The sequence below is a fragment of the Pseudomonas sp. REB1044 genome, from assembly GCF_038813925.1.
GTDB lineage: Bacteria > Pseudomonadota > Gammaproteobacteria > Pseudomonadales > Pseudomonadaceae > Aquipseudomonas > Aquipseudomonas boreofloridensis.
Window position 1 is genome coordinate 3,410,940 of record NZ_CP046139.1, and the last position, 25,315, is coordinate 3,436,254.

At 57.6% G+C, this 25,315-nt stretch carries 16 protein-coding genes and 5 pseudogenes; 10 read left to right on the forward strand and 11 right to left on the reverse strand.

Going from position 1 to position 25,315, the window contains the following annotated elements; all coding sequences use genetic code 11:
* Positions 1-41 precede the first annotated feature (41 nt).
* From cysB to GKC70_RS15685, 3 genes are all read right to left on the reverse strand, one after another.
* The gene (gene cysB / locus GKC70_RS15675) at positions 42-1,016 is read right to left on the reverse strand and encodes an HTH-type transcriptional regulator CysB (protein WP_029613547.1); all 975 of its coding nucleotides are present in this window, start codon (positions 1,014-1,016) and stop codon (positions 42-44) included.
* Between the two features lie 127 nt (positions 1,017-1,143).
* Positions 1,144-1,641 (reverse strand): universal stress protein, encoded by a 498-nt coding sequence (locus GKC70_RS15680; RefSeq protein ID WP_029613546.1) that lies wholly within the window; start codon positions 1,639-1,641, stop codon positions 1,144-1,146.
* A gap of 98 nt (positions 1,642-1,739) precedes the next feature.
* The gene (locus tag GKC70_RS15685) at positions 1,740-2,687 is read right to left on the reverse strand and encodes a putative 2-dehydropantoate 2-reductase (RefSeq protein ID WP_342649222.1); all 948 of its coding nucleotides are present in this window, start codon (positions 2,685-2,687) and stop codon (positions 1,740-1,742) included.
* A 240-nt stretch (positions 2,688-2,927) separates the two neighbouring features.
* Here GKC70_RS15685 and GKC70_RS15690 point away from each other — a divergent pair, with 240 nt between their 5' ends.
* Positions 2,928-4,004 carry a 3-deoxy-7-phosphoheptulonate synthase gene (locus GKC70_RS15690; RefSeq protein ID WP_039576648.1) on the forward strand — a complete coding sequence of 359 codons (1,077 nt, stop codon included), beginning with the start codon at positions 2,928-2,930 and terminating at the stop codon, positions 4,002-4,004.
* A 70-nt stretch (positions 4,005-4,074) separates the two neighbouring features.
* Here GKC70_RS15690 and GKC70_RS15695 read toward each other — a convergent pair whose 3' ends face one another.
* Complete coding sequence (locus GKC70_RS15695; RefSeq protein WP_029613543.1) at positions 4,075-4,356, reverse strand: GNAT family N-acetyltransferase; 282 nt, start codon at positions 4,354-4,356, stop codon at positions 4,075-4,077.
* A 500-nt stretch (positions 4,357-4,856) separates the two neighbouring features.
* Between GKC70_RS15695 and oprI the strand changes: the two genes are divergently transcribed.
* Positions 4,857-5,108: an outer membrane lipoprotei OprI gene (oprI, locus tag GKC70_RS15700; protein ID WP_003259780.1), complete on the forward strand. Its 252-nt coding sequence runs from the start codon at positions 4,857-4,859 to the stop codon at positions 5,106-5,108.
* Positions 5,109-5,239: 131 nt separating this feature from the next.
* Here oprI and GKC70_RS15705 read toward each other — a convergent pair whose 3' ends face one another.
* The 3 genes from GKC70_RS15705 to GKC70_RS15715 form a co-directional block, all read right to left on the reverse strand.
* Positions 5,240-6,217 carry a L,D-transpeptidase family protein gene (locus GKC70_RS15705; protein ID WP_342649223.1) on the reverse strand — a complete coding sequence of 326 codons (978 nt, stop codon included), beginning with the start codon at positions 6,215-6,217 and terminating at the stop codon, positions 5,240-5,242.
* Between the two features lie 109 nt (positions 6,218-6,326).
* Complete coding sequence (locus GKC70_RS15710; RefSeq protein WP_039576600.1) at positions 6,327-6,608, reverse strand: hypothetical protein; 282 nt, start codon at positions 6,606-6,608, stop codon at positions 6,327-6,329.
* Positions 6,609-6,665: 57 nt separating this feature from the next.
* A complete protein-coding gene (locus tag GKC70_RS15715) occupies positions 6,666-7,271 on the reverse strand; it encodes an arylesterase (RefSeq protein ID WP_342649224.1) in 606 nt (201 codons plus the stop codon).
* A gap of 10 nt (positions 7,272-7,281) precedes the next feature.
* On the opposite strand from GKC70_RS15715, the pseudogene GKC70_RS15720 reads away from it, so the two are divergent.
* Positions 7,282-7,967: pseudogene (locus GKC70_RS15720) on the forward strand (ABC transporter ATP-binding protein).
* Positions 7,964-10,470 (forward strand): annotated as a pseudogene (locus GKC70_RS15725) (ABC transporter permease). Before GKC70_RS15720 ends, GKC70_RS15725 begins: the two co-directional pseudogenes overlap by 4 nt.
* A 21-nt stretch (positions 10,471-10,491) precedes the next feature.
* Here GKC70_RS15725 and greB read toward each other — a convergent pair.
* Both greB and GKC70_RS15735 read right to left on the reverse strand, forming a co-directional pair.
* Positions 10,492-10,827 (reverse strand): annotated as a pseudogene (greB, locus tag GKC70_RS15730) (transcription elongation factor GreB); the annotation flags it as partial.
* A 483-nt stretch (positions 10,828-11,310) separates the two neighbouring features.
* Positions 11,311-17,223, reverse strand: a complete 5,913-nt coding sequence (locus GKC70_RS15735) for an ATP-binding protein (RefSeq protein WP_342649225.1) — start codon at positions 17,221-17,223, stop codon at positions 11,311-11,313.
* Between the two features lie 439 nt (positions 17,224-17,662).
* Between GKC70_RS15735 and GKC70_RS15740 the strand changes: the two genes are divergently transcribed.
* From GKC70_RS15740 to GKC70_RS15765, 6 genes and pseudogenes are all read left to right on the forward strand, one after another.
* Positions 17,663-18,859 (forward strand): IS256 family transposase, encoded by a 1,197-nt coding sequence (locus GKC70_RS15740; RefSeq protein ID WP_342649226.1) that lies wholly within the window; start codon positions 17,663-17,665, stop codon positions 18,857-18,859.
* A gap of 528 nt (positions 18,860-19,387) precedes the next feature.
* Positions 19,388-20,194 carry a hypothetical protein gene (locus tag GKC70_RS15745; protein WP_342649227.1) on the forward strand — a complete coding sequence of 269 codons (807 nt, stop codon included), beginning with the start codon at positions 19,388-19,390 and terminating at the stop codon, positions 20,192-20,194.
* A gap of 118 nt (positions 20,195-20,312) precedes the next feature.
* Positions 20,313-20,612: pseudogene (locus GKC70_RS15750) on the forward strand (IS21 family transposase); the annotation flags it as partial.
* Positions 20,613-20,695: 83 nt separating this feature from the next.
* A complete protein-coding gene (gene tnpB, locus GKC70_RS15755) occupies positions 20,696-21,055 on the forward strand; it encodes an IS66 family insertion sequence element accessory protein TnpB (RefSeq protein WP_029614001.1) in 360 nt (119 codons plus the stop codon).
* 18 nt (positions 21,056-21,073) lie between these two features.
* On the forward strand, positions 21,074-22,618 hold the full coding sequence (locus tag GKC70_RS15760; RefSeq protein WP_342649228.1) for an IS66 family transposase: 1,545 nt from the start codon (positions 21,074-21,076) through the stop codon (positions 22,616-22,618).
* Positions 22,619-22,747: 129 nt separating this feature from the next.
* Positions 22,748-22,918: pseudogene (locus tag GKC70_RS15765) on the forward strand (ATP-binding protein); the annotation flags it as partial.
* Between the two features lie 9 nt (positions 22,919-22,927).
* On the opposite strand, the gene GKC70_RS15770 reads toward GKC70_RS15765, so the two are convergent.
* Positions 22,928-23,857 (reverse strand): hypothetical protein, encoded by a 930-nt coding sequence (locus GKC70_RS15770; RefSeq protein ID WP_342649229.1) that lies wholly within the window; start codon positions 23,855-23,857, stop codon positions 22,928-22,930.
* A gap of 2 nt (positions 23,858-23,859) precedes the next feature.
* Positions 23,860-25,302: a hypothetical protein gene (locus GKC70_RS15775; RefSeq protein WP_342649230.1), complete on the reverse strand. Its 1,443-nt coding sequence runs from the start codon at positions 25,300-25,302 to the stop codon at positions 23,860-23,862.
* Positions 25,303-25,315: the final 13 nt, after the last annotated feature.

A 25,315-nucleotide genomic window follows, 5' to 3' on the forward strand; every position in this document is an offset into this window, starting at 1 on the left:
TCTTTCATGAAGCTCAAAGCTTATAGCTTGCAGCTACCGTTCTAGTGCACCGGCAGCTCGACGCCTTCGAACAGGGCCTCGAGCTCCTGCTTGTTGTGGCACTGGATGGCTTTGGCCATCACCTCGCGGGTCAGGTGCGGGGCGAACTTTTCGATGAAGTCGCACATGAAGCCGCGCAGGAAAGTGCCGCGACGGAAGCCAATCTTGGTGATGCTGGCTTCGAACAACTCGCTGGCGTCCAGGCAGACCAGATCGCTGTCAAGCTTCGCATCGACCGCCATCTTGGCCACGATGCCCACGCCCAGGCCCAAGCGTACGTAAGTTTTGATCACATCAGCGTCGGCCGCCGTGAACACCACCTTCGGCGTCAGACCGCGATGATTGAACGCCTCGTCCAGCTTCGAGCGACCGGTGAAACCAAACACATAAGTGACGATGGGGTACTCGGCCAGCGCCTCGAGGGTGAGCTTGGGCAGCTTGGTAAGCGGGTGCCCCTGAGGCACCACGACGCAACGATTCCACTTGTAGCAGGGCATCATGATCAGGTCGCCGAACAACTCCAGCGCTTCGGTGGCGATGGCGAAATCGACGGTGCCATCGGCCGCCATCTCGGCGATCTGCATCGGCGAGCCTTGGTGCATGTGCAAGGACACTTCAGGGTACTGCTTGATGAAATTGCTGATCACCGGTGGCAACGCATAGCGCGCCTGAGTGTGGGTGGTGGCGATCGACAGCGTGCCCTTCTTCTCGTTGGAGAACTCCTGGGCGATCTGTTTGATGCTCTCGACCTTGCGCAGAATTTCACCGGCAGTCGTGATGATGCGCTCACCGGCCGGCGTGACGCGGGTCAGGTGCTTGCCGCTGCGGGCGAAGACTTCGACCCCCAACTCATCCTCCAGAAGGCGGATCTGCTTGCTGATCCCCGGCTGGGAGGTGTAAAGACTCTGCGCAGTGGCGGAGACGTTGAGGTCATGGTGCGCCACTTCCCAGATGTAGCGCAGTTGTTGAAGCTTCATAGGTTTCCCTCGGATCAGCGGTAGCTCACCGGCTGCTGGCAGCGACGAGTTATAACTATATTAGTGGTCAGATGAAGAAATCTAGAACTATTTTGTTACGTCTGACGGAAAAGACCTACTGCCAGTTTCAGCCTTTCCTACGACCCAGGTGTTGAGCCAACGGCACCATATACACCGGTACAGGCGATAGTTGGAGCAGCCGCACCGCAGTCCTTCCAATCGGCACGTCGACCCCTGCGCCCTCGGCGTGACTGCCGAAGATCAGCAGGTCAACCGCCAGACGCTGGGCCTGCTCCAGAATGACTTGCGCCGGATCACCCTGACGCACGCGCACAGCCTTGATCACGGCCAGGTCAGCATCCTCGCCCAGCTCGTCGCGAAAGCTTTCCAGCACACGCTGCTCTATGTTGGCCATGACCGTATTCACTCCCTGGGAGTGCAACCGCTCGAGCGTCTGCTCATCGAGGTAGCTCTGCAGGAGCGATTCGGCGAACTGGCCCATCGGCTCGACAGCGTGGATCACATACAACTGCGCCTCGAACGTGCGTGCCAGGGCCAGAGCATGCTGCATGACGAAAGGCGCGTAGACGCCAAGATCGGTGGCGTACAGCATGGAGCGGATCATACGGCCTCCTCGACTGCCTCGGCGGGCAGAGCACGCTTGAGCTTAGCAGCGCCTGCACGGCAGCGTCTCGCCGTCGCGGGCCGAGTTGCGGAAGTCGCTCAGTCGGCGCGGTTACGTCGGTCGATGAACGTCAGCGCCTGGTACAGGGATTCGATCCTCGGTAAATGACAACCGGCCTGTCGCGCACGGGCCAGTGGCTCGGCATAGATCGCCTGCAGTTCCAGCGGTCTGCGATGAACATGATCGTGGTACATGCTCGGCCAGTAATCGGGCATCTGATCGGTCACGCGCAACAGGTGCTCGACATAGCCCTGAGGTAAAACCTGCCCACAGGCCTGAGCCCCGATGACTACTTCGTGCATCAGCGCGCGCACCAGCTCACGGCTGTCTGGATCGCTCATCAGTGCTTTGGTGCTGGCTTGCAACAGTACTGAGAGTCCGTTGTAAGGCACATTCCACACCAATTTCTGCCAGCGCGCCTGGCCAACGTCGTCCATCGGCTGCGAATCAACCCCTGCGGCGCGGAACAGCTCAGCGCCTTCAGCAGCGATTACGCCAGCATCAACGCCATCCGGGCCGCTGTGGTAGCCCAGATTGATCGCACCCAGCGCCTGATGGCGAATGACCCCGGGCGCCTGGCGATTCACGCAGATGAAACACAGCCCGCCAAGCAGATGCATGTCGTCGCGCAGCGCAGGGCGCAATTGCTCCTCGACGCCCAGTCCGTTCTGCAGCAATACGACACGGGCACCGGGTGCTGCGGCCTGGACGAGCAGCGGCGCCAGCTCGGCATTACTGGTGGCCTTGGCGCCGACCAGCAGCCAGTCACAGGGCGGCATGTCGCCAGCCGAAGCGTAGGCCTGCACCTTCATGTGCAGTGCTCCATGGAGGGCGCTATCGATACTCAGCCCATCCTTTTGCACCACCGCGTACTCGCTACGCAACAGAAAGTGCACATCGAAACCAGCGCGGGCCAGCATCAATCCATAGAAGCCACCGATTGCACCGCTACCGATGATGCCGATGCGTATAGTGCGGGAAACCATGCTGCCCTCCTGTCCAGGCGAAGTCTGCTCGACCGCATGCCTGCAGACAGCGACCGTCGTTTGATCGCGCCACTATACCGAGCGTCTCCGTCGCCAGGGTTAATCCTCCTGGACAGGGCCATGGCCATTGTCGCGCCCGACGTAACGCGCTAAGGTTCGGCTCCCCCGCTGCGAACAATCTGCTGCTGGGCCGCACGGGGTTTGCTGGCGGCCGGCACCCGTGACCTGACGAGTAACACGATGGCTGATTTACCGATCGATGACCTCAACGTTGCCTCCAACGAGACCCTGATCACCCCCGATCAGCTGAAGAAAGAAATCCCGCTCAGCGCCAAGGCCCTGCAGACAGTGACGGCTGGCCGCGAAGTGGTACGCGACATCCTCGACGGCAAGGATCACCGCCTGTTCGTCGTGATCGGCCCGTGCTCCATCCACGACATCAAGGCTGCCCATGAGTATGCCGAGCGCCTCAAAGTGCTGGCCGAAGAAGTGTCCGACACGCTCTATCTGGTCATGCGCGTGTACTTTGAGAAACCTCGTACCACTGTTGGCTGGAAAGGTCTGATCAACGACCCGTACCTGGATGACTCATTCAAGATCCAGGACGGTCTGCACATCGGTCGTAAGCTGCTGCTGGACCTGGCCGAGATGGGCCTGCCCACCGCCACCGAAGCCTTGGACCCGATCTCACCCCAGTACCTGCAGGACTTGATCAGTTGGTCGGCCATCGGCGCGCGCACCACTGAATCCCAGACCCACCGTGAAATGGCCTCGGGACTGTCGTCGGCGGTCGGCTTCAAGAACGGCACGGACGGCGGCCTCACCGTTGCGATCAATGCCCTGCAGTCGGTCTCCAAGCCGCACCGCTTCCTGGGCATCAACCAGGAAGGTGGCGTCTCCATCGTCACCACCAAAGGCAACGCCTATGGCCACGTGGTACTGCGCGGCGGCAATGGCAAGCCCAACTACGACTCGGTCAGTGTGGCGCTGTGCGAGCAGGATCTGGCCAAAGCCAAGATCAAGCCCAATATCATGGTCGACTGCAGCCATGCCAACTCCAACAAAGACCCTGCTTTGCAGCCTCTGGTCATGGACAACGTGGCCAACCAGATCCTCGAGGGCAACCAGTCGATCATCGGCCTGATGGTGGAAAGCCATTTGAACTGGGGCTGTCAGGCGATTCCGAAAAACCTGGAAGATCTCCAGTACGGCGTCTCCGTAACCGATGCTTGCATCGATTGGGCCGCGACCGAGAAAAGCCTGCGCAGCATGCACGCCAAACTCAAGGACGTACTGCCAAAACGTCAGCGTGGCTGATGCATCGCAGTGACGGAACACCTACGAAAACGCCGGGCAATTGCCCGGCGTTTTCGTAGGTGTAAGCCGATCAGGCCTTGCTGGAATGCCGCTGCTGACGCTCCATGTAGCGTTCGACATAGGAACATGAGGGAATCACGGTGTATCCCATCTGCTCGGCATACTCCAGCGCTTTCTCCGTCAACGCGGCGGCGATGCCACGTCCGCGCAGCGCGTTTGGAACGAAGGTGCGATAAATATCGAGCGTCTGCTTGCCCAGATCCATGTAGGTGAGATAAGCACGATGACCGTCCACGTTGGTCTCGAACTGATGACCGACTTGGTCATGGTGGATGGTCAGCGCTTCACTCATCACTACTCCTCGCAGGCCTTATGGCAGACCTTGGCCTTGAACGATGATTTATCCGGCGGAGCGCGCTCGACGCCACCCAATGCCACTCCGACCACTACGCATTGGCAATCGTTCGCGGTCGCTGATGCGGTAGATAGTAGGCGGACAAGGCGCCGTTGCTCAAGCCATGCAGACTAACAAAGGCGCGCAGAAGGATCGCCTGACAGGCATTGATCAATACCAAACTGCCAGCCGGATGCTCTAGTACCTGAGACGCTGCAAGACCGTGCAAGTCACCCTTAGTTCAACGAAAAGTTTCTTGGGGCAGCGCTGAGAGGCGGATGGATCAGCAGCGTCAACTTCATCGCAAGGCTTGCCATACGGGGCTTCTGGCAACATTTTTTTAAGCTTCTTGCGCTCAGTCAGTTTACTTACTACAAGTAATGGGTAGTATGTACGCCGGCCAGTTTCTCTTTTCCGAGAGATGGCTATTTAATAGAAAGTCCTTGAAGGGGAACACGATGAACAACGTTCTGAAATTCTCTGCTCTGGCTCTGGCCGCAGTTCTGGCTACCGGTTGCAGCAGCGTATCCAAAGAAACCGAAGCTCGTCTGACTGCGACCGAAGACGCAGCTGCTCGCGCTCAAGCCCGTGCTGACGAAGCCTATCGTAAGGCTGACGACGCTCTGGCCGCCGCTCAGAAGGCTCAGCAGACCGCTGACGAAGCCAACGAGCGCGCTCTGCGTATGCTGGACAAAGCCAGCCGCAAGTAATAGTCCTCACGGATTATTGAGAAGCCGACCCATTCGTGGGTCGGCTTTTTTATGCGCGTCCATCCGCCGACACAGAAGCTCAGGATGAAGAAAGCACGCCATGAGGCGGGCCTGGCTAGACATCGCTACGGCTACTGAATCTCGGGCGGAATTTCGGACACCATCGAGGTGCCACCCTGGCCCGTGCCGGGTACAGCGATCTCGACAGGGATACCATCTTCGGCGGCGACCACGTCGCGCACCATGTCCCAGTTCATGCGCAGATTGTTGGCGAGATCTTCGCGCTTGAGCAATGCATTGATGACAGCCGTGTGCTTGTCCACGACCGAAGGATTGCCCTGCTCGTCCAAGGGCGTATGCGCCTCCAGGTACACCTTACCGCCGCTCACGCCGAACTTGTAGGGTTCGTTGATGATGCGCACCGGCGTGCCCACAGGGACCATCTCCGAGAGCGAGACCACATTGTTGTTGAGCATGCGGAAGCAGCCATGACTGGTGCGCATACCGATGCCGAACTTCTTGTTCGACCCATGAATCAGATAGCCCGGCAGGCCCAGGGTGAATTTGAAGGGCCCCAGTGGGTTGTCGGGGCCGGCCGGCACTACGGCGGGCAAGATATCCCCGTCAGCGGCGTGCTCGGCACGGATGGAGGCTGGCGGGGTCCAGGTAGGGTTGGGCGTCTTGGCGGTAATCTTGGTATTGGCCACTGGCGAGCCCCAGCCCTCACGACCGATACCCAGCGGGAAGGTGTACACCACATTCTGCCCTTTAGGGTAGTAATAAAGGCGGTACTCGGCCAGATTGATGACGATCCCTTCGCGCGGCCCCGGTGGCAGGATATAGCGCGTCGGCAGGATGATCTCTGTACCGGCACCCGGCAGCCAGGGATCGACACCGGGGTTGGCCGCGATCATTTCCAGGTAGCCCAGGTCGTTGGCGGTGCCGATGTCGGCGAAGGTATCCTCGTACTTGGCCTTGATCGTGCGCACCTGGCCGACGACATCTTCTCCGGGCGGTGGCAGTGGCAGCTCCAGCGCGACGGCGGGACCGGCCATCAGCAGGGCAGCCAGGGACAGGCAACGGGTGATGGCGGTAAAGCGCGGCAGCATCCGGTAAATCCTTCGACAGAGGGTTCAAGAGGTTCGATTGTACACTCGGCTGTTGCCGAGGGGAGGCATCGGCCGGGTACGCAAGAATGACAAATGATGAAAGGCGTGCTCAGAGCTCGGGCCACACCGGCCGGGTGCCCCGCCGCTGGGCATCGAGGATTGCGCGGCACAAAGGGCAAAGGCGCTCATCGCGATAGACCGTACGCTGCACCGAAGACCAGCGCGGCTGCGCTGGCAGCAATCCGCCACACAAGGTGCGGTCGGCTGGAGCACCCAGTTCGAGTTGACGCGCGGCGAGATGAACACGCACCTCCTGACACGCGAACAGATCCAATTGCTCGTCGGGCTCGATCAGTTGATAGGCGTACAGGGACCAGGCGGGGCGGGGCATCGCGGGCACTCGAAACGGGGGCGCAACATTAGCCGAAAGCGTTCCCCGTTGAAAGCGTCAGAGCATGGGTTTTATCGTCGGCCATGCATTGTCCAGCAGGCGCTGCTGGGCGCCTTCGGCCGGATGGATACCGTCGGCCTGCATCAACGTCGGGACGCCACCGACGCCCTCGAGGAAAAACGGCACCAAGGGCACCTTCTTGTCGCTAGCCAACTGCTCATAGACCTGAGCGAATGCGGAGGTATAGCGCACACCATAATTGGGTGGCAGACGCATGCCCAGCAATACCACCTTGGCACCCGCGGCCCGCGAGCGATCGATCATTGATGCAAGATTTTGTTGCAATTGCTGCGGCGGCTGTCCCCGCAGCCCATCGTTACCGCCCAACTCGAGCACCACCAGATCCGGCTTGTGCGCCGCAAGCAGCGCCGGTAGCCGCGCCTGCCCCCCGGCACTGGTGTCACCACTGATCGACGCGTTGACCACTTGATCAGCGAATCCCTCGTCATGCAGGCGCTGCTGCAGCAGCGTGACCCAGCCCTGGCGGGTATCCAGGCCAAAACCTGCGCTGATACTATCGCCGACAATCAGCACCGTCCCCGCCGTCGCGCCTTGAGCCAGACCGCACAGGGCCAGACCGGCGCTCAACCACCACATTCGCATTGGATTCTCCATGAGCCCCAGCATTCTCGTTGCGCAGAACCTTAGCAAAGTGGTCTCGAGCACGGAAGGCGACCTTACCATCCTCCACCCCCTGTCGCTGGATCTCAGCCAAGGGACAGCCTGGCGATCGTTGGCGCGTCCGGCTCCGGCAAGTCGACCCTGCTCGGACTGCTCGCCGGTCTTGATCGGCCCAGCGGGGGCAATGTACTGCTGGCCGGCCACGACCTCGGCGCACTGGACGAGGACCAGTGCGCCCAGGTGCGCGCCGAGCATGTCGGCTTCGTGTTCCAGTCATTTCAGCTTCTGGACAGCCTCAACGCCCTGGAAAACGTGATGCTACCCCTGGAGCTCGACGGTCGTCGCGACGCACGGGAACAAGCGGGCGCCCTGCTTGATCGGGTCGGCCTGGGCCACCGAATGAGTCATACACCTCGGCAACTGTCCGGCGGCGAACAACAACGGGTGGCGATTGCACGGGCTTTTGCTGCACATCCGGCGGTACTGTTCGCTGACGAGCCCACCGGAAACCTCGATAGCCAGACCGGCGAGCGCATCAGTGATCTGCTGTTCGAGCTGAACCGCGAGCGTGGTACCACCCTGGTCCTGGTGACCCATGACGAGCGCCTGGCCAAGCGGTGCCGCCGCCTGATCCACCTCGAGGCCGGTCGCCTCGTCGTGCCGCAGGCGCCTCAATGACCCGCCTGTCGGTCAAGCACTTGTGCACGCTGGCCCTGCGCCAACTGCTGCGCGATGCGCGCGCGAGCGAAGTGCGAGTGCTGTTCTTGGCGGTGCTGGTGGCAGTAGCAGCCAGCACCGCCATCGCTTACTTCGGCGCTCGCCTCAACAGCGCCATGCAACTGCGGGCCAGCGAATTCCTCGCAGCCGACCTGGTGCTGCAGGGCTCCTCCCCCATCCGAATCGAGCAACTCGACGCGGGTACATCACGCGGTCTTCAGCACGCCCGCGTGGTTGAGTTCAGCAGTGTGGTGGCCGCCGAAGCAGGCATCCAGCTCTCCAGCATCAAGGCTGTCGACTCGGCCTACCCCTTGCGCGGCGAGCTGCGCAGCGCAGCCACGTCTTACGGCAGCGAAAGCCCAGGAGGTAGCCCTGCGCCGGGTGAGGCGTGGGTAGAAGCGCGCCTGTTGACGGCGCTCGGGCTGTCACTCGGCGATAGCATCGACGTGGGCATGAAACCCCTGCGCATGACCCGTGTGCTCACGTACGAGCCGGATCGTGCCGGCAATTTCTACAGCCTTACCCCGCGCGTGCTGATGAACATGGCCGATCTGGAGGCCACTGGAGTGATCCAACCGGGCAGCCGGGTTACCTATCGCGACCTCTGGCGCGGCGAGCCCCAAGCGCTGGAAAGCTATCGCCAGGCAATTGAGCAGCAGTTAGCCGCCAACCAGCGATTGCTCGATACCCGTGATGGCAATCGTCAGATCGGTGGTGCTCTTGGTCGCGCCGAGCGTTACTTGAACATGGCCAGCCTGGTGGCGGTGTTGTTGGCCGGCGTGGCAGTGGCGCTGTCAGCCAGCCGCTACGCCGCTCGCCGTCTCGATACCAGCGCCCTGCTTCGCTGCCTGGGCTTGTCACGCCACCAGGCACTGGGCCTTTTTTCACTGCAGTTGGCCGTGTTGGGCCTGGTCGCATCGCTGAGCGGTGCATGGGTGGGCTGGCTGGCACAACTTGGGCTGTTCGCGTTGCTGCAAGGGCTACTGCCCAGTGCGGTCCCTTCCGGCAATCTTGCGCCGGCGCTGGCTGGCATCGGCACCGGACTGGTCGCGCTGGCCGGCTTCGCTCTGCCACCTTTGGCCGCGCTGGGACGGGTCCCGCCCCTACGCGTCCTTCGCCGCGACCTGCTACCCACCCCGCCCAGCAGTTGGCTGGTGTACGGCGCCGCACTGTTTGCTCTGGGGCTGATCATGTGGCGGCTGAGCCTCGACCTGATCCTGACATTCGCCCTGCTCGGCGGCGGGATCGTGGCCGCAGCCCTGCTCGCCGGCCTTTTGCTGCTGGCCCTGCGCAGCCTGAGGCGAATGCTGTCCGCCGCCCCGCTTGCCTGGCGACTGGGCCTGGGTCAACTGCTGCGTCACCCGCTGGCCGCCGCCGGACAGGCACTCGCCTTCGGCCTGATACTGTTGGCCATGGCGCTGATCGCACTGCTGCGCGCGGAGCTCCTCGACAACTGGCAGGCCCAGTTGCCCGAAGACGCGCCCAATCACTTCGCCCTCAACATTCTGCCGGACGACTGCGAGCCGTTTACTCAGCGGTTACGCGAACTCAACGCCACATCCGCCCCGTTGTATCCCGTCATGCCAGGCCGGCTCACGCAGATCAACGGGCAATCGGTCCAGCAACGGGTGAGCAAGGACTCTGCTGGGGAGCGGGCCGTACAGCGTGATCTGAGCTTGACTTGGGCCGCCAATCTGCCCCAGGGCAATGCCATAGTCGACGGCACTTGGTGGCAATCATCACCCCCCGATAACAGGCCTCCCGGCGTGTCGGTCGAAGCCGATCTGGCTGCCAGCCTGGGCCTGGAACTTAACGACCTGTTGACCTTCGATATCGGGGCGAGCAACGTCAGGCACAGGTCACCAGCCTGCGGACCGTACATTGGGACAGCTTCCAGCCCAATTTCTACATGATCTTCCAGCCGGGTACGCTGCAAGGACTGCCAGCCACCTACCTGACCAGCTTCTACCTCGCGCCAGGCCACGATGCTGAAGTGGTCGCACTGTCACGCGCCTTCCCGGCCGTGACCCTGCTGCAGGTCGATGCACTGCTGGGGCAACTGCGCAGCATCCTGGCCCAGGTCACCCTGGCTGTAGAGTACGTTCTGCTGTTCGTATTGGCGGCGGGTGTGACGGTACTGCTCGCTGGATTACAGGCCACTCTGGACGAGCGCATTCGCCAAGGCGCCCTGCTGCGCGCACTCGGTGCCGGACGCGCCCTACTGGTCAAGGCCCGGCGCATCGAGTTCGGCCTGCTCGGCGCGGCCAGCGGTGTATTGGCAGCACTGGGCTGCGAGCTGATCAGTTGGGGGCTGTACCGCTACGCCTTTAACCTGCAATGGGCACCGCATCCGTGGCTACTGGTGCTGCCACTGATCGGCGCACTGCTGGTGGGCGCCGCCGGCGTCTTCGGCACCCGGCGTGCGCTCAATGCATCACCCTTGAGCGTGTTGCGAGACACCTGACCACCCTCCGCCATGGCGTGCTCAGGTCGCGCCATAGTGGATGCGATTGATGTACCAGGTCGCATCACCGGTTGGGGTACGCACTCGCACCTCGTCGCCCTCCTCCTTTTTAAGCAAAGCACGGGCCATGGGCGAATCGATGGAAATATAGTCGTTGCGGCCATGGATCTCGTCGTAGCCGACGATACGAAACGCCAGGGTCTGCCCCTCGTCATTCTCGATCTCGACCCAGGCGCCAAAGAACACGCGCCCCTCCTGTTGTGGCGAATAACTCACCACTTTGACGTCCTCGAGACGTTTGCGCAGATAGCGGACCCGACGATCAATCTCGCGCAGCAGCTTCTTGTTGTACTGATATTAGGGCCCCAGGTGCAAACATACTATTTCTGGTGTGTCGTCTTGCTTAGCACACACGTCGTAGACACGGCGATGCCTAGGCCAAGGCGATTCACTCGTGGAAAGAGAGAGGCGTCGTAGAGCTGCCACTGCTGGTGAAATCTGAGCTTTCTGTGAAGGTGACAGGCCAATGCCTGCCGCCAATCAGAATCAGGCGCGGCTTGGCTTAGAGCAAAAGCTGACAACATACCCCCATGGCAGAAGTCCCAGTATCTGACAGGAATTGATGCAGAAGTCTGGAACGCCGGTCGACGTTAGCTGCGCTACACAAAAGGTTGGTCTTGGCCGGAAGCAGCCCCTCGCTACTGACTACTTTCGACCAAAAGCTTTCGCTAGCTACGGGGCTCAATCGAGTAGACGCAGCCACCCGCGCCGCAATTAGAGTCGATATGGCACCGTCTGTTATCGCCGCCGCTGTGCACTGAACGCTGAGACGGCGGCAAATCAGACAAAGAACACGCCGCTCTGCAGGCTTTCTTCATAAGCGTCATGCGGGTAGTTCCGGTGAAGCAGGCGAACCTGCCAGAGATAGAACGATCGAGCAACCTGTCCTTTGGCGGCCGGAAACTCACGATAGGTCGTTCCGCGCGACACCAAGGCTGCACCGCAGGCTCCACTCAGCGCTCCAGGTCGAACAGGACCCCAGCCCGCATTCCAGTGAACATAGTCAGCCATCACTTGTTCATTTTTGAGGAATTCAAGCAAGCTGCCCACTTGACGCATCTCGGCTTGAACAGCCCCATGGAGTGTCGGCACGAAGACTTTAGATGGATAGAAGTTCAGTTGCAGATACCCCATGCGATCAAGATCAATCCGCCCGGCCAAAGGTAACGACGCTGACGGATCGTCCAGCAACTGATCAACAGTAACGGGCCCCAACCAGGTCTTCCTGTCGAGTGGTTTCGTGGTCAAGCTCGGCACCACCGGCATGTCGCGCCAGAAGTAATCAAGATGTACAGCCAGATCTGGGTCCGCCACCTCACTATCTCCGGCCTGCATCCAGCGCACCAATGACACTTCTACGCAGCGCTCCATCGTCATCTCGACGGGAGTGCTCAACGCAATCAGCTCATCGCCGGGGCGCTCGGCCGCGACGCGATCGACGATATTTCGCAGACATCCTTCGATCGCTTTGGTGGATCCGCTGAAGTCCCTCTGTACTGGCACCCATGCTGGACGCGACGACCTTAGTGCAGCGAGCGTTGGATTAATGGGCAACGCCAGCAGCGAGTGATGACGCACAACGGCAGACGGCAATCCCCACAACCGTTCCGCTACCGCCAATGTGCGTAGATAGGCTGAGATTGCCCGAAGGGCGGCGCGGGAGGAGTAAGGACCAACGAAACCGTCGCCCAGCGCCCGAGCAAAGTGCCAAAGGTCTGCCTGCAGGGGAGAGTCAGGATAGGTCGCCTGATTTTGAGCCCACTCGAACGCCATCTGCCGAATTAGTGGGAGTTTGGTCCGAAACTCAAGCCTGGCCAGTGTGTTCCGGAAAATACTGGCCAGATCCACACCCTGCACACCTTCGAAATCAACTGGAGTTTCGAAGTCATTAGGCGCCACTTTGAGGTCCATATCGAGCGCCTGCGCCGCGAAACCGAGCGTCTCGATAAATAAATTGGACAGAAGTGACGGCTTCGGCGCGTGCGCTGGTAGCTCGACATTCGGAGCGTAGCCATTCGCGCCTGCAGCCGTCCAAAATATGCACAGCACCTCCACGACTTCCGCCTCAAGTTTGCGCGAATGCAGCAATGGCAGTAGCGCGGCCTCGGTCTCAGCCGTAGTCGCAGGGTCGCCCAGCCTAGTCGCTAGCTCCTGAATGGTCCACCACCGGACAGCCGGTATGGGCCATCCGAGACGAGCAATGAGTAATCGAAGCTCATCCATCTCCCCCTGAGCGCCTGCCGCAGCCAGTTCGCCCCCCCAGCGCGGAATATTTAACGGGAGGGTTCGGGTGTCTTCGAGCACACAGTCGACCATGACTTGGGCGAACGCGACTGCCTCATCAATGCGACCCTGCTTCACGTAGAAGTAGACCATGGCCTCGCCCGGCGCGAAACGCGGTCGCTCTGGCTCACCGAACATGGCATATGCTGTATCAATCACGAACTCGTCACACCGACTCGGATAGTACTTGGCCACAAGGTCCAGTCGGGCGAACGTCTTCTCCTCGCGCTCCATGTATCCAATCCAGGCGCCGCTGTTGATCTGCGCGCTAACGAGGTACTTCCAGGCTGCATTCGGCCCGCTTAGCTTGCGGCGGGTATGGAAGGCGTGACCGGAGAGGTCAAGCAGGCCACCTCCTCGACCTTGGCCGGACAAGAGCGAGTCATCGAGCGCTTCGAGTAACCGCTTCCCCTGGCCTTTAGCCTCCCAGTGCCTGTACCAAGCCACAAGTGCCGCATCCTTATCGAAGGAACCGCCCGATAACTTATCAAGCAAGGCCTTCAGCTGTTCAGGCTCAAACGCCGAGACATCACCATCGAAGGGCTTGCGATTCATACTCGAACCCGCATGCTCCTCGCGACACAGCACGCCGACATCCCACCCTGCATGAGCATTGATTACCTGTAAACGCTCTGTGGCACCAGTAACTCCCTTCTCGGCAAGACGATGCAGCACAGCGCTAATCTTCGGGTGCAAGCCAGTGCGCATCAGCGCATCAAGCGGCCATCCAGCTTTCACACCCTGCTCTATATAGGCACCCAGACAGTTTTCAGCTTCAAACCATTCCCCAGCATTTACATGTTCTTCGTACTTAGCCACTAGCGCGGCCGGCGCTAGCTTGCCCAGCAGCGCATCAGCTTTGGTAAGCACATGCCGGGTGCCACTGCCATCGGTGTAGTCCAGCACCGACTGGACTTGGGAGGAGATTTGCGCCAGCAGACGACGCGCCTCATTAGGTGAGACTTCAACCAGGTATCCAATCGCATCGAGGGTGTTATTCAGCGTAGGATCCTTGCGATGCGAGAAGCCCGATGCCAGCTCCCAGGTCTGCCGGCATAATTTGCGCGCTGGATCCACCAAACCGTGGGCGACTGCGATTCCACACAACTGCAGTGGCTTCTGCAAATGCACACTGGTCTCTTGGCGGACCTCCGCGTCGAACAGCTCGTGTTGCGATCGCACAAAGGTCAATGCGGCCTCATCGGACATCTTCGTCAGTAGCCCAGCGACGTATTGCTCACAGAAGGATGCGGCGTCAAACCATTTGAAAGTACCCGCCGCGGTCACCGTTACTTCCGTCAGCTCAGCCTCTACTGGATGACCCAACAGGATGCTGCCCAGCTGAACATCACAGGCCACGCGATGCAAAGATGCCCGGAAGTCGTCGGCCGCCGATTGCCAGTCATGGCTTTGTCGAAAATGTCGGAATTCCACGGAGTCCATCAGTTCGTAAAGCTCATGGAAGTCCACGAACTCACCACGCCACCAGTGAAGAGCCACTTGAGCGGCGACGCCCGAGAGCCCGTTCAAGAAGGTCGTGACGTTCTCTCGGTCGGCATAGACAGGTGCCCGTGCAAAACTGAACTGGGTCTGCCCATCCGCGGCCATGCACAAAGCCAAATGCACAGTGCTGAAGAACCAGTGGTGCACCAGCCTTGCAAGGTCCAGCTTGCGCTCGCGGTAGTCGAGCCCCAGCCAATCGATTGGGATCGCTGCGCCTAAGGTCGTCGCGGTCCGCGTGTGAGCCGCCTCCATGGCAGCTACGAACGATGTTGTGGCAAGTGTATTGAAGTCGGGGCGCTCAACGATGCTTACATTGACCTGAGCTGCGGCCCGGAGGCAGGCATCGCTGACCACGGACTTGCTCCGGCCGTCACCCATAGAAGCAGCGAGCGACATCAGCTCGTCCACTAACCCATCCCTAGCCATCAACCGTACGCGCGGCAACCACGCCTCTGGGTGCACTCGTGTCACGAGCTGCTCGAGTTCTTCCTGTGTCGCCCCAACCGCGCCTAAACGCGCAAATGCATCCGCCAAGAATCTGAAAGCATCCAAGCCGTTGCCCGTGGCGTATTCATTCGAGAACCGACTCGCCCCGCGAAAGCGCCGTAAGCTTTCCTCGCCACAGACCTGAGCCACGATATGGTCACCGCGTGCTCGCAGCGCCAGCCCCAGTGCCGCCACAAGTTTGATATCTGTCTCGTGCCTAGAAGCAATAGCCTCGCGGAGCACCCCGTCGTCCGGCGCCAGTGCCCACGTGTAAGAAACCAACCGGGCCATGTCTTCATCCTGCATTTGGTACTGACTGCCCTCAACCATGCGGGCCCTCAAGTGCTGGAGTCGATATGCCTGCCCAAACTCAGCCCGGTTTAGCGCTGCAACCAAGGCGTCAGTGATTAGCGTGTCAAACAGAGATTGCGGATAGCCCTCTTCCAGCCGCAGTAGCACCCAGTCTCGCGTCAGGCCAGCGATCAGCTGGGTTGGATCACCGAGCTGCGCCTGCACCGTCCAAAGCCAGTTGACCCGCAATGCCTTGGGCGCAGAGATATCAAGCCAACGCGCGACCTCTGGCCGCAACTCCACAATGCGATCGACGTAACCATCAGTTGACCGCACGTACACAGCCAGACTCTCATGGAAAACCTTCAGACCCGCGGCCGACGAGTGAAGCAAATGCTCCACTTTTTGGATCTCGGGCACAGCCAGCTTCATTGCGGTCGCGATCTCGCCGAACGCAGCCCGCGGCCAGAAGAACGGGAAGGCGCACATCAGTCGCAGCGCATCTTTCAGGCTGGGTGATAGTCGCTCCCAAAGTGACCCGTAGTAAAACTTCACGTCCTGACTCAGGTCTCCGGCGAGCTGTTCGACGTCCCACCGTGTTGCCTTGCCACCAGCAAGCACCAAGGCGGAGGTAGCGTAGATGATGTGCAGTGGGTGGCCGTTGGTTCTAATGCGAAGAGCGGCCGCAGCCCTCTGCAGCTCCGCTTCTGCAACAGAATGGTGCGCGGCAGCACCCTCACACACCTCAACAACCTCCAATCCATCGATTTCTGCTGGCTCGAAACCCGTGCTCAGCCGACCGGCCTTCACTGCCTGCCACAGGTAGGAAAGGACAGCGTCGCTGGACATAACGGGAAGCGTCTTCCAGCTTGCCTTTGGAGCCACAATAAGAAGGTCTGTCGGCAGTTGAGCGTCATCTACCGACTGAGTGCCAACGAGCAGCACAAGATTCTCGGGGCATGGCACCAACTGCGCAAACAGGTCATCAAGGGGCTGTTTGTCCTCGGCGTTAATGCGCCAAACGTGGTCTAGGCCATCCAAGATCAGAACGAAGGGCTTTTCGAGAGCCTTATAGTGCGCAGCGGTGGATTCCAAAAGCGCGCGTAGACCAGCCGGTCGGGGGGCTTCAGGATGAAATCGTTCGATCTGGGATCGAATAGACTCCTCCACGATGTAGCTGTGAATGCGATCCCGCCCACGCTCCGTTGTCGATAGAAAATAGTGGTGGCGGATCGTTGGAACGTCCATATCTGCGAGGGTGTCGCACAGGGCGCTGAGGTATGTGCTTTTACCGCGACCAGGCGGACCAGTCAGGACGATCGCCTTGCCTGCTGAATGCAGCGTGTCGTCAACGAAAGCGGCGTGGAAATCCGCGTCGGGAACCTCATAGCCCCTAGGAACCGCGAAGTCCTCTGGCAGTGGTGCCGGCGGCGTTGCCTGGAGAATCGCGTAAAGGTCCGGCAATGTGATCCAACCTGCCGGTGGCGGAGAATTTTTCTGCACGGCCCAGTTCAGGGCGACATTCTTGAGGACGGCGATACCCTCGGGCGTACCATGCGCGCGCAACCGAGAGTCAATCTCATGTTCAAGGGTCTTGTAGCCCTTGTCGCTGTGTATGATCAGCAGCCGGCCGAAAAACTCCTCGCAGCTTTTGTCGCCGCCTAATTCAGTAATTAGCGCTGCGCACCTCTGTTTAGCAACCTTGGAAAAATCAATCTTCCCCTTGGCGAGACAAGCTTCGATCTCGGCATCCGGCCGCCGGTTGGTTAGCAGCGAGAGCTCGCCAATGCGTGAAGGATCTAGCGACCTATACGCGTCAAACCACTTCCTCAACATCGACCGGGATCGCTCCGTCTTACCGGATTTCTCAAGCAGCCAATCCCAGGAGAGCGCATGTGCATCAGGGTTTGGCGTGAACTTGACCTGCATGAGATCTTGCAGTCCATCCGTGCGCTCGATCACGATGTCGTCCAAAGCAGACGGCGCATCCGCCCCAACGTCACACTCGAACTTAATCTTTACGTAGCGATTCGGTGCATCCAGCCAATCGCACAACACCCGCAGCCCTTGCCGGTTCTGATAGATGTAGCCTGAGGCTGGGATTGCTGTTTTCTTGATGTTCTCAGTCATCTTTCGCGGGTCCTTTGCGCCGCGAAATCCGCGATGCGGTTAAAAGCAATGGGAATTATTGGTCACGACAAGAGCGCTTGTCTCGCGAGAAGCGCGCATCGACTTCTGGCAGGTAACCGCTCAATTGTCGGTGCAGCTCATTCCTGGCTCACATTATGTCAGCTCCACAACTGACCAGCAGCCCACTTGACTACTGCATTCATGCCAATGGTGAGTGTCGTACTGAAAGGTTCAGCTGCGCCTCAGGCATCCCCCGCCGGGCCACCTCTGCTATTATGCCTCCATGCCTCCATGCCTCCGCCAATAGGGTCGGCGATGGTGTCCCGGGAAGTGGTGTAACTGAACCAGCCGAAGGCGCCCTGCGGGCGAAAGAGGATGGTCATCGTGGTTCTTGGCTAACGTTGAGTTTGCGGACTTAACCTTCACCAGAGAAACCACGATGACCAAGCCCACTATCGCATTGACCGAGTTGGTTGAGAAAGGGGCAGATGCTGATCTGCTCAAGCAAATGATCCAGTTCGTTGCCCAGCGCATGATGGAGTTCGATGTCGAAGGCCTGTGCGGCGCCGGCTTCGATGTCAAAAGCCCTGACCGTACTAACAGCCGAAACGGCTACCGGGATCGCCTCTGGCAAACCCGCGCTGGCGATGTTGACCTGAAGATTCCCAAGCTGCGCCAAGGCAGCTACTTTCCAGGCTTCCTTGAGCCTCGACGCACTGCCGAGAAAGCGATGGCAGCGGTGATCCAGGAAGCCTATATCCAGGGCGTTTCGACGCGCTCTGTGGACGAATTGGTCAAGGCCATGGGCATGACCGGCAACTTCAAGAGCCAAGTATCACGGTTGGCCGGCGAAATTGATGAGCGCGTCCACGCCTTCCTTGATCGCCCACTTGAAGGCGATTGGCCTTACCTCTGGATTGACGCCACGTACGTCAAGGTGCGGGAGGCCGGGCGCATCGTCTCGGTCTCCGTAATAATCGCCGTGGCTGTGAACACCGATGGTGGCCGCGAGGTCTTGGGCATGCGGGTTGGCCCTTCAGAAGCAGAACCGTTCTGGACGGATTTTCCGCGAAGCCTGATGCGGCGCGGCCTGCGTGGCGTAAAGCTGGTCATCTCCGATGCTCACGAAGGCCTCAAGGCGGCGGTGTCCAAGGTCTTTAACGCGACCTGGCAGCGCTGCCGCGTGCATTTTATGCGCAACGCCATGGCCCATGTCGGCAAGGGCCAGCGCACCATGGTGGCGGCGCTTCTGCGCACGGTTTTCGCCCAGGACAGCCGTGCCGAATGTCATCAGCAGTGGCGCCTGGTCGCCGATCAACTGCGTGAAAAATATCCCAAGATCGCGACGCTCATGGACGGCTGCGAGGATGAAGTGCTGGAGCACATGGCGTTTCCCAAAGCGCACCGACAGCAGCTGCACAGCACGAACCCACTGGAACGGCTCAACGCTGAGATCAAGCGCCGCACCGATGTCGTGGGTATCTTCCCCAACGATCCAGCGATCACGCGGCTGGTAGGCGCGATGCTGCTGGAGCAGAACGACGAGTGGTGCCTGCAACGGCGCAATATGCAGTTGGAGACCTTCGAGGCCGTCAGCGATAATCCACAGGCCAAGCTGTCGGCTGTGATCAACTAAACGGCAAACTCAGTGGCCAGAGCCATGATGAGTTACACCACTTCCTGGGACAGGATCAGTTTAACACCTCGTGAGCAACATCTACTGTCTTCGCCTGCAGTACCAATTATCGAACCAAGCGGACGCTCATCATTCTATGGAGAGTTGCAAATTAATTCATAACAACGCAAAAACTTTCCGCGCACAGAGACCTTGACCCTTACACAAACGCAGCCGTTTACATCAATTCTAGATGAGACGAGAATCAACGATAAACTAGCGCCTGGGCCCAAAATGCACGCTCCACCATTTGGATTGAAAAGTGCACGATAGGCTTAAGACACTACGTGTCCTCTCCCGGACATAAACCAAGAATCAACACTGGGCATCTTGGACTCTTCGGTCTCGTAATTGGAGGCCCTGCACAACTGGGCCGCCGTGGTAGCCAGAATTAACCTCACGCACAGTAATGCACAAATCTCCCCTAATCAGTGACAGCATTGCGACATCGCGCCACAATCGTTGGCGCCTGAATTGAGGAGGTCTAGGGTGTCAGGTAGAGAATTAAGCGTAGTGGATGTATTTCATGGCGAATTGTTTCAGGCGTGCCGGCGCAACAATTCCGTTGAACTCAAAATTTCGCTCAATGGCGCCGACCGCGTCTTTAACGCTGATGCAATGTTTTCCAGCAACGATCGATTTTTCTTAATCGAATTCAAATCAAGTTTAGGTGATTTGAAAAGTGAAGACCGCAAGCCAGCTGCATGTATCTTATGCGAGGGCCTGTTCAAACACTCTGAGATCCTTCAGGTACACCAGCAATGCCACTACGCAATGTGGGGTAAGAAACAGTATAATGGTAATTTAGAGACTAAATATGGAGTTTATGAGGATTTAGTATGCCGCAGCCAAACTCTCCCGTTGTGTGAGGCCGTATGGCATGCACCCAATCACCGTAAATCTGTGCTGGACGCTCCGAAACATTGGAAAGGTACAGACTTAGCCTTCAACGCAACACAGAACAAAGCTGGATTGGGTCGCGATGAGTTTCTTCCTTATCTAGAGTGGTTACTATGGACCAGAACGAGTGGGGGCGGATCAACAGGTAGAGGAACGCTTCCGATTATGCTCTTTGGCACCTCACTATTGGGGGATGTCAATGGACAGCCGTTCGAGAACTTTCAAAGCTTGGAAGCGTGGGCGCAACCCTTCATTGACGAGCGCAATCGAAATCGACCTGCAACTGCATCCAACGCAACTCCAGCCCCACACAACCCTTCCACATTAAGCGCTGGTGATGACAGCGATTCAAAACGTGAAGGAAGCTCATCTAAGAATCGCCCAGGTCCCCGATAGATAGACGCTATTCGAGAGGATGGGCATGAGCTCCATCCTCTATTTGTTTGTAACCATGAGCTACGGACATGTAAGTATGACTCGCGTGAAGGCGCTATTTGATCGCGATCAGGTCAGCTACGACTGGCAACACTACATCCCCCTCATTGAACGTAAACCGGAAGCCCTACGCAATGGTGACCCGTTTGCCGATCTGCCCAAGCCCCTACGCCTGCTCAGACGCGGGCTGCGGCGGCATTTACAGGGTGATCGGGTCATGACCCAGGTGTTGGCCGCCGTGCCCATCGCGGGCCTGGATGCCGTCCTCGTGGCGGTTGAGCTGGTTTTGGAATCTGGCAGCCTGAGCGCTGACCACATCCTCAATATCGTGGCCCGTCTGACCGCCCGTGAAGCACCACCCTCGGTCGAAACCAACGTAACCGCTCCATGAACCCCACATTCAAAGCGCGAAGTTGATCCCCAATGCTGTGCTCCCGATCTCTTTCTGGAGCCAGCCCCGTCATGATGCGACCCGACGCCAAAGTCGAAAAAGTCTATCTCTACCCCAAGCCCGTCGACTTCCGAAAGTCGATTGACGGCCTGGCCGCTCTGGTCGAACTGGATATCAAAGTGGCGGTGTTTGACCCCGTGCTTTTCGTGTTTCTCAACAAGCCGCGCAACCGCGTGAAGATCCTCTACTGGGAACGAAACGGCTTCTGCCTTTGGCTCAAGCGCCTCGAATCCGAGCGTTTCAAAACATCGCCTGACGCCACCGACGAGGCGATCATTCTGACCGTCCAGGAACTCAACTGGCTGCTCGACGGTTTTGACCTCTGGCGTAATCGTCCTCATCAGGTTTTGACGCCGCGCTACGTGGCGTAACCCGGTATAATCCGGGCCATGATTTCTCTGCCCGATGACCTTCCTGATGATCCTGTTTTGCTTAAGCAACTGTTGCTTGAGGCCCTCAATCGTCAGGAGGAAACCACTCAGGCTTATCAGACTCACATCGTCGACCTGAAAGAACAGATCAAGCTGTTGCGTGACCGTTTGTTTGGACGCAAGTCCGAGCAATCCGTGGAACCCAACACGCCACAGTTGGCCTTGTTCAATGAGCCTGAAAGCGAGCCAATGCCGTTGGTTGGCGACGTCGATGAAGAAGTTGTCGCACCGACACCACGCCGTGGCAAACGCAAGCCGTTGGCGGCCGATCTGCCGCGTATCGAAGTCATCCACGAACTGCCCGAACACGAACTGACCTGTGCTTGCGGTTGCCGCAAACATGCCATCGGGGAAGAAACCAGTGAGCAACTGGATATCGTGCCGATGCAGATCCGGGTCATCAAATATATCCGCAAGATCTACGCTTGCCGTGGCTGTGAAGCCGCACCGGTCACCGCCGACAAGCCTGCCCAGTTGATCGAGAAAAGCATGGCCAGCCCCAGCGTGCTGGCCATGCTACTGACCACCAAGTATGTCGACGGTTTACCGTTGCATCGGTTTGAAACGGTACTTAGCCGCCACGGTATCGATATCCCTCGGCAAACGCTGGCACGCTGGGTGATCCAGTGCAGCGAGCATTTCCAGCCACTGCTTAATTTGATGCGTGATCGGTTGCTGGAAAGCCCAGTGATTCACTGCGATGAAACCCGTGTACAGGTGTTGAAAGAACCGGATCGAGATCCGACCAGCCAATCCTGGATGTGGGTGCAAGCCAGTGGCCCACCGGATCGAAAAGTTGTGCTGTTTGATTACACGTCCAGCCGTGCGCAGGAGGTGCCGTTGCGCTTGCTGGAAAGTTACCGTGGCTATGTCATGACTGATGATTACGCCGGCTATAACGCGTTGGCGTTGCAGCCGGGCGTGGAGCGACTGGCGTGCATGGCCCATGCGCGACGCAAGTTCGTGGACGCGCAAAAAGTGCAGCCCAAAGGTAAAACCGGACGGGCTGATATCGCGCTGGCGATGATCAACAAGCTGTACGGCATCGAGCGCGAGTTCAAAGACGTCAGTGATGAACAGCGGTTTGCTGGTCGACAGGAGAAAAGCCTGCCGATCCTGACACAACTGAAAAGCTGGCTGGATAAAACCCAGTCGCAGGTGACCGCACAAAGTGCGTTGGGCAAGGCAGTGCATTACCTGGCGAACAACTGGAGTCGACTGGAGCGCTATGTCGAAGCGGGTTACTTGCCCATCGATAACAATACGGCCGAAAGAGCGATCAAGCCGTTTGTCATAGGGCGCAAGGCCTGGCTGTTCAGCGACACCGTCAACGGCGCCAGTGCCAGCGCGAAGATCTACAGCCTGATCGAGACCGCCAAGGTCAACGGCCAAGAGCCTTATACGTGGCTGCGCCACGTACTAGAGCGGCTACCGCACGCCTCGTCGGTAGCAGACTACGAAGCGCTGCTACCGTGGAACTGCTCGCCAGAGATGCCACGGTAACCCGTTCCCCCACTGTTGGGCAGGTGGGGTTTATGGATCGCGTACAAACCAACCTGCAACTGAAGGTGTCCCCTGTTGCCAATACCGCGCGCTATGACCGGCTGCGCAGCACGGATGAGGAGGTGCGGAATGCGTGATCTCACAGAGGAATTCAAAGACTCACGCCTGCACGGCATGGCCGATGCCTGGGCAGAGCTGGCCGCACAAGGCGAATCTTCCACTGCGTCATCGAGATGGCTGATCGAGCATCTCCGTGATCAGGAGCGAGCCGACTGGGCAGTGCGCTCGGTACTGCCCAACTGAAAAATCTCAATCTCGTATCGCACCATATTGCTTTGCAATACATATCCTAACCTTACCATATGGAAAGTTTTTGTACTCTTGCAGCTCAAATTCTAGATGATCATTCAACGTGAGCGGAAAATCCAACGCCGCATCAAGCATAGATTGACGCGCAGCGTAGCCTTTCATTTTTCTTGCGAGATAAAATGCTTGACCAGAATAATCCTGGTAACGACTTTTTAACTGAAAAGTCCTAATAGAAGCATTAGATGCTGCGTGATTTTTTTTGACCTCGACAGTCAAGCGATAGCTGGTAGATGGCAGCTCTAAAGCAAGAGCTTTAGCAATCTCCTCATCTGCCACTGGTAAAGGATGAAGCTCAAACTCGATTGACTCATCATCGACCAACGGATTTAGATGAATAGTTTTCGCAAAATCAACCGCATGCTTCATTTGACTACCATTACATTTTTCACAACAAAGTATGAAATTTGAAATAGTTAGAGCCAGAAAGGGATAATCAGACTTAGTGTAATAATGATCAATCGGCGGCCTGTATCCCTTCAGCTCCTCATCAGGGAGGGAAGTTCCCGTTCCCACCATATGACAATAACAGCATGTCTTATATTTTGCCCGGAGACAAAGGTGATAGGCAGTCCAAGGCTTCGATGATTTTTTTGAGAATTCCGAAAAGTCAAAAATTTTCTTGAGCTTTTCATCGACACATTCGCGCATGAAACCACCATCGAAGCGACGCTTATAATCCTCAATGCACACTGACAGTTCTAATGGTGCCCCATACACTATTATCTTTCTATTGAACTCCAAAAACTCACGAACAGCAATATCAATAAATGAGTCGGTTAACTCTTGTACTCCCTTATCAATTTCTGCATTGAGGTATACAGCGTGATCGGCAGCGGCGCTATCCCAGATATCAGAAATATTTATGATCACTTTCAAAAGCTCCGCTTCAAAGCAGATCTAATAGCTACATCTCCAATAATCTCAACCATATTACGATCTTCGCTAGTAAGTCTTTGCTCTTTCGCCCGCTTGTAAATTTCATTGATTTTGTCAGCAGCAAACGCACCTAGAGAATTAGAGCCAAATGCCCCAGCAATTACCTCCTCCAAAGGCGCTGCAAATGAGTTTATAGCGGCGCTGGAGTCAAGGCTAGTAACAAGCTCGCCAGGAATATCCGCCGCTAACAACGGAGAGTGTGTCGCCATAATCAACTGCAAGTTTTTTATGCTGTGCTTCCGCTTAAGACCGCCAAGGAACTTATTCAGCATAGAAAAATACTTGCGCTGCCAATCCAAGTGCAAATAAGCATCACCCTCATCAATTAATAGCAAAATAGATAGACGCCCCTGCGCAGCGGCTTTACCTATTGCTTCGTCGAGCAATGAAAATTGTTCCACTAAAGCGTGTAATCCTGAGCTCAAATTCGACCATTCTATTCTTATAGGAGTTTCATAACGACGAACCATTTCCGACTGGGCAATGCCATCGATTTGAAACCCTTGAACTCTTTGAGACCAGTCAAAGTCATTCTTAAAAGCATAATTCTCCAGGACGGCCCGAGTATTTTCTACTATTTCTTCCAACATTTTAAAGGCCGATATTTTAGTGGGCGCTGAAACCAAACCTATGTGACCAAAAAATGCGAGCGCCGCTGAGTTTTCGTCATAACGTTTCCCTTTTGATCGCATATACTCCAACGCAGCTAAAAACAAACACCGGTCAGTTCTCCCAATCCTGGCCTCTATCTCCCACTCCAAAACCTCCTCGATCTTCCTTAACAGATACTCTCTTTCAATATCCAGGGATTTATAGCTATCTATTCCCGCGGAAATTATTCTACCTTCCAAGCCATTAAGATCATTAATTGCACGCTCTAGATCTGATGAATTAATCTCCTTAGAATCCTTCAGAACACGAACAAGCACGGCCCGGAATATAGTTCTAGAATATCCGAAAACACCCACCAGCCGAGTATCGACATTTAATACTTTTGCAACTTGGCCAAGCTGCTCTATCCGCCGACTATCAGTATATGTCTTAATGGTAGGAGACGCATTTATAACACCTGGCCTCCTTACAAGTCTCCGCCTGTAAGGCAAGGCCGAGAAATAAATAGCGCAAACATCTTCACTGTACGGAGGGGGCGGCTCATAGTTTCCATTAGGAGTGTTTTGGAAGTAAAACTGGACGGAGTCATCTTGAGAAGTACCAACAGCATTCGCGAGCGACATCAACATCCGGGTTTTACCCGAGCCATTAGTCCCCAACAGTAAATTTACGCTATCAACCTCAAATAACTTACCAAGCCTACTTATACCTACCGGCAGCAGCTCAACTAGCCGCTCCTCAACTCTCACTGCTTGAATTCTTGACACAACACTGCTCCAA